Origin of the sequence: Sodalinema sp. (genome assembly GCF_046483825.1) — a bacterium.
In the GTDB taxonomy this organism is placed as follows: Bacteria; Cyanobacteriota; Cyanobacteriia; order Cyanobacteriales; family Geitlerinemataceae; genus Sodalinema.
The window spans coordinates 1-12,857 of record NZ_JAWOCL010000245.1 but is presented as its reverse complement, the minus strand read 5'-3'; the positions used below and the strand labels follow the sequence as shown (position 1 = coordinate 12,857).

Genomic DNA, 12,857 nt, shown 5'->3' with positions numbered 1-12,857 from the left:
CTTCTTTAATCTGCTGTCCTCGGTGCTGCAACTCGGCAGCAAAGATAATATGATTCCCTTGCTTTAAGGCAATTCCAGTGACTTTAGAGCCTGGGTCTAATTTGAGTTCGAGGGGTTCAGGATTAGCCTCGACCTCTTTGTTGAGAATAATGGTAAATGGGTAGCGTCGAAATACCGATGCTTTCCCGGCTTTGAGTAGTGACCGTGCTACCCCGGGCTTGCAGGGTGTCAGCGGTTTGCGGTTGGTATCTAAAACGAAAACATGGTTAGACATTGTTGCGTCTGTTCTGATTGCTCGTAACGTTTGCTATGCGCTAACGCGCACGCTGCGCGAACGCTAATGTTCCGAGTCGGTACTTTCCCAATCGCACGGTCTTAACCCCTTAGGACTGTTTAACGATTCGGTTCTAGAGCCTGGAACTAGCACGCATTCCAGGGTAGGAACGTTAACTCTTACTCGCTCACGTAGCCCGTTAGGGCTTAAGCTGGTCAGCTACCCGGTTGCGGGAGGTAAGCCGGGGGTGCTGACGGCTGAGTGTGACTGCGGTTCCCGAAGACAACCGGCAACCCGAACTCTCGGCCGGGGCGCGAGTTGACATGATATCCCATCGCGAATGGTTTTGAGGTCATGTCCATGTTCTATTTTAAACTTTTTTCTTAAGGGCTTTGGTTAAATAATGTTACTCAAGCTAGCTGCTCTTCTTGATTATAAACAAAGGTAAAGTTTTTTGTGTATCTGTACACAATAGCCAACCCTAAACACCCCGGCACAATGACGACCGATTTGAAGTCTTGATTTGGGGTTAATCTGGGATAGTCCGGGGCGATTAACTGGTCCAACTCTCTCAACTCACATGGGCTAGTCTCGGGAGACGGCTGCCCTGAAATCTGCTCCGTATCCGAGTTTTAAATTTTAAATGAGGTGTATTTTTTATATTTTTAGGTTTATCTTATAGGGGTTAAGGGTGATTTTCCTCGACAGAAAATGCTAGCCGCTACTCGCAGTCCCCTATATGTCTAAGGTTCCGGGTTTTTAGTGATTATTTTGGCGAGATATGTTTTGTCGATATTTTGCGCCCAGGCTAGAACTACTTTTAATCTAAAAATCTAATAAAAATTGATTTAGAAAGACCCAGAAATAATAGTGTCCGACTTAGATATGATATTATTGAAACTTTTTTTAAAAGCAATGGCGATCGCCCTTTAAGGGAGTCGAGTTTGTCAAGATAAATACATCAAGAAGCTGGGTAGTAAGCCCACAGTATTAATGCTTCTTACTACCCGAATACTACCTTAATAGTGGAAAAAACAATCTGAGTGATGCAAACTGAATAATAAATCCGACTACATAGACCGCTGGAATGACTTAAGATCTAGGGAATGTTGAGCCTGTTCTTCCAAGTGAATTGACAGACGGTGCGAGACCAACTCACAAAGTTGGAAAACGACCGGATCTGTAATCTGGTAGTAGACACTGACCCCTTTTGGGGTACGCTCAATAAATCCCGCCTGGGTGAGAATCTTGAGGTGCTTGGAGACATTCGCCTGTCCGAGTCCGGTAGTCTCGACAATCTCCGAGACATTCTTTGTCCCCGATTTGAGAGTACAGAGAACCAGGAGGCGACTGACTTCGGATAACACCTTGAAGTAGTCGGAGACTTTGGCGATCGCGGCTGTTGAAGTTTCTTGCATTGGCTTTAGGGTTTCGAGTAACGTTTGGATCGTGTTTTGAAGTATAGTGTAAATTATATTGGCATATAAGTTTTGGCGACTGGCAAAGCGATCGCGCATCTTAACGAAAGCCGCTGCCGATCGAGGCCCTGATGGCCATCGCCAACGCGAAGCCAAATTCAGTCAAGAGCGAACCCGACCGGTACAAAGGATTCCCCTTTGTACCAGAACTCGCTAGGATCAGTCTAGGCAAGTCTCCAACTCGCCACGAAACCCAACCACTGACCGTTAAGAGAGAACCGCCCATGGATCTGGTATCCCTCCAGAATGTACTCGACAACCTGTCATTTGCGATCCTGTTCCTGACCATGCTCACCTACTGGGTGGGGGTTGCCTTTCCTCAGCTTCCCTATCTGGGGAACGTGGGAACCACCGGAATGGCGATCGCAAATCTTTGCATTGCCGGCCTCCTCGGCGCCCGTTGGATTGAAGCCGGCTACTTCCCCATCAGCAATCTTTACGAATCTTTATTTTTCCTAGCCTGGGGCATTACCGCCGTCCACCTCATCGCCGAAAATATCAGTCGTAGTCGTCTCGTCGGTGCTGTAACCGCTCCCGTGGCCATGGGAATTGCTGCCTTCGCCACCCTAACCCTGCCCAAAACCATGCAGGTGTCCGAACCCCTAGTTCCGGCCCTGAAATCCAACTGGCTGATGATGCACGTCAGCGTCATGATGCTCAGCTATGCCACGCTGATGGTAGGCTCCCTGATGGCGATCGCCTTCCTCGTGGTGACCCGAGGCCAAGAGATCGAACTACGAGGGAGTTCCGTAGGAACCGGCAGTTTCCGAGACCTAAAACGAGACCGAAACCGTCCCGAACCCCCGTCCCAAGGGACTCCCCAACCCAGTCTCAATGCCATCACCTCCGAACGAGGTGGAGTCGCCACCCTCGAACGTCCCCAAACCCTGACGTTGTCCCCCCAACGGCTCAACCTGGCCGATATCCTCGATAATGTCAGCTATCGCATTATCGGCCTGGGTTTCCCCCTCCTCACCATCGGCATTATTGCCGGCGGGGTTTGGGCCAATGAAGCCTGGGGAACCTATTGGAGTTGGGACCCCAAAGAGACCTGGGCCGCCATTACCTGGCTCGTCTTCGCCGCCTATCTCCATGCCCGCATCACTCGCGGCTGGCAGGGCCGTCGTCCCGCCTTCTTGGCCGCCGGTGGCTTTATCGTCGTCTGGGTCTGCTATCTCGGCGTGAACCTACTTGGGAAAGGCTTACATTCCTATGGTTGGTTCTTTTAATGGGGGCCGTTCACTCCTCTGTCCCCTAACATGGTGCGCGCGATCGTGACCCCGAATTACCTACATATTGGACGAGAGACCTGTGGCAACCTGGCCATTGCCGAACGTCGAGAATGGCTCGTGACGAACGGCATTGGCGGCTATGCCTCAGGAACCGTAGCGGGGCTATTGACTCGTCATTATCACGGCTTACTGGTGGCGGCCCTAGAACCGCCCCTGGGCCGAACTCTGATGTTAGTGAAACTCGATGAGATAGCCCGCTATCGTGGCCAACAGGTTGAGTTCGGCTGTAACCGTTGGGGAGATGGAACCGTGGACCCAACGGGATATATCCACCTAGAAGCCTTTGAATTAGAGGGGACAACCCCCGTTTGGCATTATGCTCTGGCCGATGCTCGCCTCTCGAAGCGAGTTTGGATGGAACGGGGCCAAAATACGACCTATGTTCGCTATTCCCTGAGTCGGGGAACCGCCCCAATGCAGCTCTCCCTCAGGGCCTTTCTCAACTACCGCGATCATCATGGCGGCAGTGTTATGGGGAATTGGCAAGTGTGGCGCGTTGAGGATGGGATCGATATGGTGGCCTTCGGTGGGGCGGTTCCCTTGCGGCTGCGAGGGATGGGAGAGTGGACCCCCAACGGAGACTGGTATCGTCATTTTGACTTGCAATTAGAGCGATATCGTGGTACAGGCTGCGACGAAAACCATTTCCACGGGGCGACTCTGGAGATGACCCTCGAACCGGGACAATCCCTGACCCTGGTGGCCAGTGCTGAAACCGAGTGTGATGACGACGGTGAGGCGGCCTGGCAGCGACGACAGGACTATGAGATGGGATTGTGCGATCGCGCCCGGGGGACCCTCGGTGAGGATCAACGCTTGCAACAGTTGGCCCTAGCTGCCGATCAATTTATCTGCGATCGCCCCCTCAGCGACGGAACCCCAGGTAGTACCATCATGGCTGGCTACCCCTGGTTCGGCGATTGGGGTCGAGATACCGCCATTAGTCTGCCGGGGCTAACCATCGCCACCGGGCGGCCCGAAATTGCCCGATCCATTTTGCAGACCTTCGCTCGCTACTTTGATCAGGGCATGATGCCCAACGTATTCCCCGATGGCGGGCTGGAACCGGACTACAACACAGTGGATGCCATTCTTTGGTATTTCCAGGGCGTACAGGCGTATTTTGAGGCAACTGGAGACCTCAAACTGATTGAGGCCCTATACCCAGCTTTACAGGAGGTCATTGATTGGCATTTGCGGGGGACGCGCTACAACATCGGTGTCGATGACGATGGTTTGCTCTATGCCGGTGCAGCTGACGTTCAGTTAACCTGGATGGATGCCAAAATTGACGACTGGGTGGTGACACCGCGTCAGGGTAAAGCGGTCGAAGTGAATGCCCTCTGGTATAACGCCTTGGCCGTGATGGCGGGTTTAGCCCAGGCCTTGGGCAAAGATGAAAGCGAGTATCAGCAGTTGGCGGCGCGCACCCGAGGCGGGTTTCATCGCTTTTGGTATGAGGCGGGAGGCTATTGTTACGACGTGGTGGACAGTCCCGAGGGAGAGGATGCCCGCTTGCGCCCCAATCAGATTTTTGCCCTTTCCTTGCCTGGATCTCTGTTGACAAACGCCCAAAGTCGGGCTGTGTTAGAGGTGGTGTCTCAGGAGTTGTTGACCTCCTATGGCTTGCGATCGCTCTCACCGCGAGATGAACAGTATTGTGGGGAGTATGGCGGCGATCGCTGGCAGCGTGACGGGGCCTATCATCAAGGGACCGTTTGGAGTTGGCTACTGGGTCCGTTTGCCGAAGCCCACTACAAGGTTTATGGCAACAAATCCCAGGCCCGCCGTTTCCTAGACCCCCTGTTTGACCATCTCGTGGCTGGGGCCATGGGCAGTATTAGCGAGATTTTTGACGGGAATGCCCCCCACACCCCTCGGGGCTGTTTTGCCCAGGCCTGGAGTGTGGCGGAACTGTTGCGGGTGATGCGTCAATTGCAAGATTGAATGCAGGATTGAATGGCGGGAGTGAGGGAAATCTAGGGTCTCAGCGGCCGCGAGAGGCAAAATTGAAATCAGCGGCGCGACTGATGCGAATGGCCCGATTCGCCACATAGGCCACTTCAGGATAATAGTCTAAGAGTTTATCCGAGGGCGCTCGGGCCACGGCGTTGGCAATACGAATCTGGGTCGGGTCCATCTGTAGGGCCATAATCAGACATTGGGGGTTCCCCGCCGCCCCCGCATGGGCGATTCCCCGCAAGCGTCCCCAGACGAGAATATCTCCTTCGGCAATCACCGCCCCGCCGGGGTTGACATCCCCCACGAGAACTACCGTTCCCGGATGGCGAATTTCCGTTCCCGATCGCACGGTCGTGTTGAGATAGAGGGGTTCTGCCAGGGCTTTAGGGGGCGTGGCCAGGCTATTTTGCAAACTATCTTCGGGAGAGGGTTGTTCGACGCAATAGCCCGCTGTGGCGGCGGCCACGGCCGTTTGGCGGCGATAGGTGGACACCCGTTGTAGGGCGAGTTGGGCTTCTTGTAAGGCGTCGTCGAGTTCTTGTAGTTGGCGACTGTCGAGGAGGCGATCGCCGGCTTGTAAAATTACCGTTGTGTCCGGTTGCCAGAAGCGATCGCCGGCGTTGAGGCGATGTTTCAGTTGTTGCCAGAGTTCTTGCCAGGTGAGTTCACCAGCGGTTTCAGACTGGGGGGGCAAAAGCAGGAGAACCTGCCCCGCCTCACTTTTGAGGCGAACTTGCTGATGGAGATTTAATCCTGGTGGTTTGGAGGTGTCTTGGGAGAGTTCTGTCTCAGGGTCAATCTCAGAGTCCGTTTCAGAGTCAATCTCAGGGTCAGTCTCAGGGGTTGAGAGCGAAATCTCATGGCGAGGGGTTAGTTCAGACATCGAATCAGCGGGACGGGAAGAGTCAGAAGGCATGAAAACGCAAGTCGATAACAGTCGAGAACAGAGGGGGGACAACCCGGACAGACCTGGTCTATCAAATCGCCTTCTATCCTAGCGCGTCTGTTTCGATTCGCTATAGTGGTTAGCGGTCAACTTTCAACGGTTAACGCTCAATGGTGCAATTGTCCTGGACGGGTCTTTTGGCGGCGATCGCCCTCTTTTTGAGCGGCTGCAACGGCTTAAGCATTGGAACGCCCGACTCCGGCCTCAGTGAAGACTTGGGACCCGATCCGGTTGCCATAGCGACCCCAGAACCGCCCCAGATTGACCAGTACGATGTGGTTGTGTATGGGGACGAGTTACCGGGTATTTGTGCCGCCATTTGGGCGAAAAAGACCCTCGGTGATGAGGGTCGAGTGGTTTTGGTTCGCCCTCAGGAGGCGGAGGCGATGCTGGGGGGACTCCTGACTCGGGGAGGATTAGCCTATCTCGATTTCGATAAAACCCCCCGTTGGTACGTTCAACCGTTTAGTGAGTGTTTCTTGGACTTTCTCGAACAAGCCAACGTGGGGGAGTCTTGCGTTCATCCAGTCCGCGCCGATGAGGGAATGCGGCGTATGTTAGCCGAGGCTGGGGTGTCGTTACTGTCCAACGCTCGTTTAGACCCGGTTGTGACGGAGGGACGGATTGACTACGCCGAGGTGGTGGGCCAAAACAAACGCATTGAGGCGAAGTCGTTTATTGATACGACTCAACAGGCCGAGTTGGCGATCGCCGCCGGACAACCGTACTATCGTGGCTATGAGTCCCAGGATGCTGATTTAGCCCAATCGACTCTCGGAACCTCGATTGTCCCCATTGTCGAAGGGTTGACCATTGAAGAGTTACGCCAGATTGAGGCCCAGTTCCATAATGATCCCAACTGGGTCGCCGAAATTGAGGAGAGTATCTATGGCCGCAACGACGCCGCCGGTTCTCAGTTTTGGATGTCGGGGTTTGGCTTTCCCCTCTATCAATCTTACCGAGATGGCTATTATTTCCGTAGTATCGCCATGGGGGCGGCCTATCATCTCGATCGCAATCAACCGTTTTCTCTACAAGGCTTTTTCTGGGATAAAGCCAATGTCTGTGAACTCGATACGCGATCGCTATCTTGGAATGGCTTTTTGTTTAAGTATGAGGTCGATACTATTCGCGAGATAGAAGCCAATGACCTGCAACCGACTCCAGATATGATGGCTGAGTTGGCAGAGGTCGAAGCCTGGTTACGGGAGTATTCCGGCAACCCCGAGGTTGAGGTGATTCTACCCCCGGAAATCTATGTTCGCCATAGTGTCAGTGTCCGCGACGTGGTTAACCCCCTCTCGGGCCAGGAGATTATGGCTGGGGGAACCCCTCGGGAGGAGTCCATTGCCACGTTTTCCTATGACTTCGACTTTCGCGGTGGTGTTGATGGTCTGTCGATGCGCGTTCCGCCCCTACCCCGATATAATTTTGGCATTGAACATGGGTTATCTCGGTCGATTGAGAACTTAGCGATCGCGGGACGGTCTAGCGGCTACGAAGGGATTGCGGTATCCGTTGGACGCATCAACACGAAAAATGTCTATCACGGTCAAGGGTTAGGAGTCGCCGCCGCGATCGCCCAACAGCAAGAGGTTCCTCTGAATCAAATCACCTCTCGTCAGGTCCGCGATCGCTGGGATCAGATGACGGGACGCACGACGGAACTCCGAGGACGCATCACCGCCGATCGCAACGAATACAGCCAAGTCCGCTAACTCCCTCTTACCTCTTGCCATCCCCTCTTGGGAGGGGTTAGGGGTGGGTTATGCCTATTCCCTATTCCCTGTTCCCTGTTCCCTGTTCCCTGTTCCCTATTCCCTATTCCCTGTTCCCTTCCAAAACGGCAACGCCAACATCCAATGTAATTGTTCTACTTCGGGAGTCTTCTGATATTCCGTTAGTCCGATGGTCATGTTTTCATGACTGGCCGCCGGTTGGGCTTGATAGGTTCCTAGGAGATAGTCCCACCAGGGGAGATTGAAGCCGAAATTACTGTTGGTTTCACTGGGGATGACGGAGTGGTGGACGCGGTGCATATCGGGGGTCACCACGACGGCCCGCAAGAGGCGATCGAGGGCTTGGGGAACGTTGACATTGCCATGGTTGAACATGGCGGTTCCATTGAGGATAATTTCAAAGAGAATCACTGCCAACACGGGCGCACCAAGGAGGACAATGGCGATGATTTTAATGCCCATGGAGAGGAGAATTTCTAGGGGGTGAAAGCGTAGGCCCGTTGTGACATCGAAGTCCAAATCGGCATGATGGACTTTATGGAGTCGCCAGAGGGTGGGGAGGGCGTGGAACATCACATGTTGTAGATAGATGATGAAGTCCAAGGCCAAAAATGAGAGGGTGATCGCTTGCCAGGTGGGTAGGGAGAGGACGTTAAACAGTCCCCAGCCTTGTTCGACGGCGATCGCGGCCACTCCCACGGCGGCCAGGGGAAACACAGCCCGCAAGATGAGGGTATTGAGGATGACGATGCCCAGGTTGCTGAACCAGCGTTTTGGTTTGGACTGGCGAGGTTGGCGACGGGGGGCGATCGCTTCCCAAAGTCCCATCAGGACTAAAATACCAAAGAAGCAACCCAGGCGAATTAGGGGTTCGTTTTCCATCAGATGTTGTCACGGGTTATCTCAATTCCAGTATAGCGATGTTGGCATTTTAAAGCAGAGGACGAAGCATTCCGCGTTTCGGGAATTACAATGATGGAAAGCCAGACCGTCAAACCAAGGGATTATGACACCGACTGTTTACATTGAGAATCTCAAAAAAACCTACGGCGATGTCACCGCCATTGAGGATGTCTCGTTTTCGATCAAGCCGGGGGAAATTTTCGGCTTACTCGGACCCAATGGGGCGGGTAAAACCACCACGATTCGCTGTCTCTGTACTCTCTCGAATCCTGATTCGGGACGGATTGAGGTGTCTGGGGTGTCGGCGATTGATCGCCCTCGGGTGGTGCGTCGTCTCCTCGGCTATGTAGCCCAGGAGGTGGCGTTGGATAAGGTATTGACGGGGCGGGAGTTGTTGCGCCTACAGGCGGCGTTGTATCACTTGCCTAAACGGGAGATTGAGAACCGCATTGAGACGGTGTTGGAGATGTTGGGGTTGACGGAATACGGCGATCGCAAGACGGGAACTTACTCTGGGGGAATCCGCAAGCGTTTAGACTTGGCGGCTGGGTTGTTGCATCAACCGGATCTCTTGGTGTTGGATGAACCCACTGTTGGCTTAGATATTGAAAGCCGGGTGGCGGTTTGGGGCTTTTTACAGCAGTTACGGGAACGGGGAACTACGATTCTCTTAACCAGCCATTATCTCGAAGAAGTGGATGCGTTGGCCGATCGCGTGGCGATTCTCGATCGCGGCCGGGTGATTGATGTGGGGACTCCCTCTGGGTTAAAAGATAAGGTGGGCGGCGATCGTATTACGCTACGTATTCGCGAGTTTGCCCCCTTGGAGGAAGCCAACCGTGTTAAAGAGATGTTGGAAGCCCTTCCTTTTGTTCGTGAGGCGATCGTTAATGAGGCTCAAGGAAATTCTCTAAATTTGGTGGTTAATTCCCAAAGTGATGCCCTGACTCAGGTGCAACAAACGTTGCAAGGCCAAGGACTTCCCATTTTCGGCATTGCCCAGTCTCGCCCTAGTCTCGATGATGTCTATCTTGCGGCTACGGGGCGCACTCTTATGGATGCTGAGATTGCCGCTGCTGGCAATCGTGATCTCAAAAAAGAGAAGAAACGTCAGATGGCGGGGAATTGAGCGCTGGCTTAAGGGGAAAAAGGGGTAAGGGCATCAGTGGCACGTCCTTACCTCTGGGTTTGTTGATTCTTTATTCAACGATAATTATTTTTAGGCAGGTTGGATGTTTGATGCCGCTGTTCGCAGAACCCCTCCCGCCTTTCCATGAGTTATTTTATTGTCCGTACCCGCATTATAACCAATAAAATGAGAACTCGTCAAGGGCGAATTGTTAAGAAAATCATCAAAAACGGGAGCATTGAAAGTAACGTCAAGAGGGGACAGATTGAGTGGGTGGGATGTTGACGTTAAAACCCTTAAAATGGTTTCCGTAAGAGCAGCAATCCAGAGAGAAAGCCGAGGATTCCCCCAGAAGCATGACAGAGAAAACAGACTTCAGGAATCGATAAATCAAAAATCGTTTGAACAACAATAATTAAGAGAACCGAGCGAAATCGTTCCCGAGCAATTTGGGCTTTATCCTGTCGCCAACCGCACCAAAAGACGGCTGCGATCGCCCCAATTAAGCCCATCACCGCTCCAGACGCCCCAACAACAAATTGTTCCTGAGTTCCTTGGAGGGCTAATAGGGTAATAAATCCCATCGATCCGATGCCACTAATCAGATAAATCAACAAAAAGCGTAGCCGCCCGAACCGGGCTTCGACAAAGGTTCCTAGAATATAGAGTCCAAACAGATTCATTGATAAATGAGCCAGCCCAAAATGGAGAAAGGTAGAGGTAATTAAGCGCCACCATTCCCCGGCGAGGGCTTGACTGGGAACTAATGCCCCAAGACGGTATAACACCCAAAGGTTTTGACTTCCGCCGAGTCGTGTGGCGATGTAGAAGGCTAAAAGGTTAAGGGCAATGATGCCCCAAGTTCCTAAGGCGGGAGGGGCAGAAATGGGATTTCCATACCGTCGTTCTTCGTTTAGGGTTAGTTTGAGTTGGTCTAAGATATGGAGTGATAGACTGTTGAGTTGGGGGGAGTCAATGGGAGTTTCTAAACGACGTTGACTATCAGCTTGTAGGAGATGATCACGAGTCTTGAGAAGCTGTTGAAAGAGGGGTTTGGCAAGCGGCGATCGCCCCCCATATTGGTAAGCCGTAGCGAGCCAAAATTTCTGCTTAATTTCAGGATAAGTTCGCAGTTCAGTTTTAACCAGTTGTGACACGGCCTCGGCTTCCCCGCCAAAGGCTAAAACATAGAGTCGGGCTAGGGAGAGACGTTCAAAATCCCCTAAACGCTGCATCCGTTGGCTGAGGGCTAGATATTCCCGTAACATGAGATTGAATTGCCCCGTTTCCCCTAAGGCCCGGAGGTAGTAGAGACTGAAATTGAGCGGGATATGACCCCCCTGATGGGCTTGTAGCCAGGTGATAAACTCTTGCCATTGGCGTTGAATTAACAACTCCAGGGCGATCGCTAGGAGGTGAATAGGAGATTTTGGGGTTTGATGGGGTTTTAGGAATTGAATCGCCTTGGTGGTGTGGCCTCGCTGGGCTAAGGCGAGGGCTTTGAGGGGAACGATGCGATCGCCCCAACCATCGGCCGGGTGAAGGATTAGCAGCACTCTAGCGAGAACACAGGCCCCCCTATAGCGAGAGGCTTTCACCCATAGATTCATCTGACGCACCCCCAGAATGGGGATCAAGACCGTCAGAGTCCAGATGGCCCCGCCGACGATGGCCGCGACACGGGTTGAGATGAACGACAAGCCGAACGATAGGCCCAATAAGCCGCCACAGAGAATCACCCAACCCCACTGTTTCGGGCGAGTCGACAGCGATTGCCAGATGAAGACTACAGTTGATAAATAGATAATCCATAACACAAGGCGATCGAGGGTCATCGGGATTCCTGAATTGAGCGTTAGGGGGCGAGGGCGTTCAACGGTATAATCGAAGGTCGCAGTTTCCCCACATTCCCGTCAGGGTGAAACTGGGGAAACCGATCCATTTTGATAGATACGTCTTAATCTAATCCTAGTCCCCCTATTACGGAGAACGAATTTTGGGAGTTGAACTACGCAGCTTTGTCTATATTGACAGCTTGCAACCTCAACATGCAGCCTACATGGGAACCGTTGCTTTGGGGTTTTTGCCGTTACCGGGGGATACGTCGCTTTGGGTTGAAATTTCACCCGGAATTGAAATCAATCGCATTACCGATGTGGCCCTCAAGTCCACGGGAGTCCGTCCTGGGGTACAAGTGGTTGAACGCCTCTATGGGTTACTTGAGGTTCACGCCAGTCGTCAGAGTGATACTCGCCGGGCCGGTGTGGCGATTCTCGATGCGTTGGGGGTGACGGAACATGAACGCCTCAAACCCAAGATTATGTCGAGTCAAATTATCCGCAATCTCGATCCCCACCAAACGCAGTTGATTAACCGTACTCGCCGAGGACAGATGATTCTGGCGGGGGAGAGTTTGTTTGTCTTGGAAGTGGCCCCGGCGGCTTATGCGGCGTTGGCGGCTAATGAGGCGGAAAAGTCAGCCCTGATTAATATCCTTCAGGTGCAAGCGGTGGGAAGTTTTGGCCGCTTATATCTCGGGGGAGAGGAACGGGATATTATTGCGGGGTCTAAAGCGGCGATCGCGGCGATTGAGAATGTCTCGGGGCGATCGCAGGACAAGGGTCGTCATGAGTAATTGAGAATCGATCATGGTTTTGTCTGCGATCTGTTGGCTTGGTCTAATTCCTCACCGTGATGACAATTTTCCCGGCGGCTCGTTGGCTTTCGCTGTAGCGGTGGGCCTGGGCAATTTCAGTGAGGGGATAGGTGCGATCGATGATCGCCTTAACCTTGCTGCTGTCGAGTAAGTCAGCCAGGGACTTTAAATCGCGGCTTTTGGGTTTGGCTAAGATAAGGCGAGCCGTGGGTCCGGGGAGGAAGAAGGTCTGGGTGATGGCCCCGAGGAGTTCTATGCTGGGCAGGGTTGAGACATAGATTCCCTCGGAGGTTAACACCTGGGAACATTCGGCAAAGGAGCGCTTACCGACAGCATCAAAAATGATGTCATATTTGGGCAAGTCTGGACGATTGACATACTCCCCACTAAGCAAGAGATGGGGATTCTCCGGCTAATCAAACAGATAATCGCTACTCAACTGACGGTTGGTTTGACAAAGCGATCGGATTGCCAGAAA

At 52.8% G+C, this 12,857-nt stretch carries 11 protein-coding genes; 5 read left to right on the top strand and 6 right to left on the bottom strand.

What is annotated here, in order from left to right; genetic code table 11:
* Nucleotides 1–274 (bottom strand): RRXRR domain-containing protein (locus tag R6U67_RS15535; RefSeq protein ID WP_410253388.1); only part of this gene is annotated, 274 nt, incomplete at its 3' end.
* Between the two features lie 1,070 nt (nucleotides 275–1,344).
* Nucleotides 1,345–1,692 (bottom strand): ArsR/SmtB family transcription factor, encoded by a 348-nt coding sequence (locus R6U67_RS15530; RefSeq protein ID WP_068789586.1) that lies wholly within the window; start codon nucleotides 1,690–1,692, stop codon nucleotides 1,345–1,347.
* A 284-nt stretch (nucleotides 1,693–1,976) separates the two neighbouring features.
* Between R6U67_RS15530 and ccsB the strand changes: the two genes are divergently transcribed.
* Nucleotides 1,977–2,981: a c-type cytochrome biogenesis protein CcsB gene (gene ccsB / locus R6U67_RS15525; RefSeq protein ID WP_410253387.1), complete on the top strand. Its 1,005-nt coding sequence runs from the start codon at nucleotides 1,977–1,979 to the stop codon at nucleotides 2,979–2,981.
* A 30-nt stretch (nucleotides 2,982–3,011) separates the two neighbouring features.
* Nucleotides 3,012–4,991, top strand: coding sequence for an amylo-alpha-1,6-glucosidase (locus tag R6U67_RS15520; protein ID WP_410253386.1), 1,980 nt, complete (start codon nucleotides 3,012–3,014; stop codon nucleotides 4,989–4,991).
* A gap of 40 nt (nucleotides 4,992–5,031) precedes the next feature.
* On the opposite strand, the gene minC is transcribed toward R6U67_RS15520, so the two are convergent.
* Complete coding sequence (gene minC, locus R6U67_RS15515) at nucleotides 5,032–5,805, bottom strand: septum site-determining protein MinC (protein WP_410253389.1); 774 nt, start codon at nucleotides 5,803–5,805, stop codon at nucleotides 5,032–5,034.
* Between the two features lie 257 nt (nucleotides 5,806–6,062).
* On the opposite strand from minC, the gene R6U67_RS15510 reads away from it, so the two are divergent.
* Nucleotides 6,063–7,670 (top strand): FAD-dependent oxidoreductase, encoded by a 1,608-nt coding sequence (locus R6U67_RS15510; RefSeq protein WP_410253385.1) that lies wholly within the window; start codon nucleotides 6,063–6,065, stop codon nucleotides 7,668–7,670.
* Between the two features lie 96 nt (nucleotides 7,671–7,766).
* Here R6U67_RS15510 and R6U67_RS15505 read toward each other — a convergent pair whose 3' ends face one another.
* On the bottom strand, nucleotides 7,767–8,573 hold the full coding sequence (locus tag R6U67_RS15505) for a sterol desaturase family protein (RefSeq protein WP_410253384.1): 807 nt from the start codon (nucleotides 8,571–8,573) through the stop codon (nucleotides 7,767–7,769).
* 124 nt (nucleotides 8,574–8,697) lie between these two features.
* On the opposite strand from R6U67_RS15505, the gene R6U67_RS15500 reads away from it, so the two are divergent.
* Nucleotides 8,698–9,723: an ATP-binding cassette domain-containing protein gene (locus R6U67_RS15500; protein ID WP_068789581.1), complete on the top strand. Its 1,026-nt coding sequence runs from the start codon at nucleotides 8,698–8,700 to the stop codon at nucleotides 9,721–9,723.
* A gap of 296 nt (nucleotides 9,724–10,019) precedes the next feature.
* On the opposite strand, the gene R6U67_RS15495 is transcribed toward R6U67_RS15500, so the two are convergent.
* Nucleotides 10,020–11,558 carry a rhomboid family intramembrane serine protease gene (locus tag R6U67_RS15495; RefSeq protein ID WP_410253383.1) on the bottom strand — a complete coding sequence of 513 codons (1,539 nt, stop codon included), beginning with the start codon at nucleotides 11,556–11,558 and terminating at the stop codon, nucleotides 10,020–10,022.
* Nucleotides 11,559–11,719: 161 nt separating this feature from the next.
* On the opposite strand from R6U67_RS15495, the gene R6U67_RS15490 reads away from it, so the two are divergent.
* Nucleotides 11,720–12,358, top strand: coding sequence for a hypothetical protein (locus tag R6U67_RS15490; RefSeq protein ID WP_087709406.1), 639 nt, complete (start codon nucleotides 11,720–11,722; stop codon nucleotides 12,356–12,358).
* A gap of 43 nt (nucleotides 12,359–12,401) precedes the next feature.
* On the opposite strand, the gene R6U67_RS15485 is transcribed toward R6U67_RS15490, so the two are convergent.
* Nucleotides 12,402–12,773 (bottom strand): zinc-binding dehydrogenase, encoded by a 372-nt coding sequence (locus tag R6U67_RS15485; protein ID WP_410253382.1) that lies wholly within the window; start codon nucleotides 12,771–12,773, stop codon nucleotides 12,402–12,404.
* Nucleotides 12,774–12,857 lie beyond the last annotated feature (84 nt).

What these genes read in the sequence shown, in the direction of transcription:
- R6U67_RS15510 (WP_410253385.1), top strand. Translation starts at nt 6,063, where the DNA reads ATGGTGCAATTGTCCTGGACGGGTCTTTTGGCGGCGATCGCCCTCTTT.
- R6U67_RS15495 (WP_410253383.1), bottom strand. Translation starts at nt 11,558, where the DNA reads ATGACCCTCGATCGCCTTGTGTTATGGATTATCTATTTATCAACTGTA.
- R6U67_RS15505 (WP_410253384.1), bottom strand. Translation starts at nt 8,573, where the DNA reads ATGGAAAACGAACCCCTAATTCGCCTGGGTTGCTTCTTTGGTATTTTA.
- R6U67_RS15530 (WP_068789586.1), bottom strand. Translation starts at nt 1,692, where the DNA reads ATGCAAGAAACTTCAACAGCCGCGATCGCCAAAGTCTCCGACTACTTC.
- R6U67_RS15500 (WP_068789581.1), top strand. Translation starts at nt 8,698, where the DNA reads ATGACACCGACTGTTTACATTGAGAATCTCAAAAAAACCTACGGCGAT.
- R6U67_RS15520 (WP_410253386.1), top strand. Translation starts at nt 3,012, where the DNA reads ATGGTGCGCGCGATCGTGACCCCGAATTACCTACATATTGGACGAGAG.
- ccsB (WP_410253387.1), top strand. Translation starts at nt 1,977, where the DNA reads ATGGATCTGGTATCCCTCCAGAATGTACTCGACAACCTGTCATTTGCG.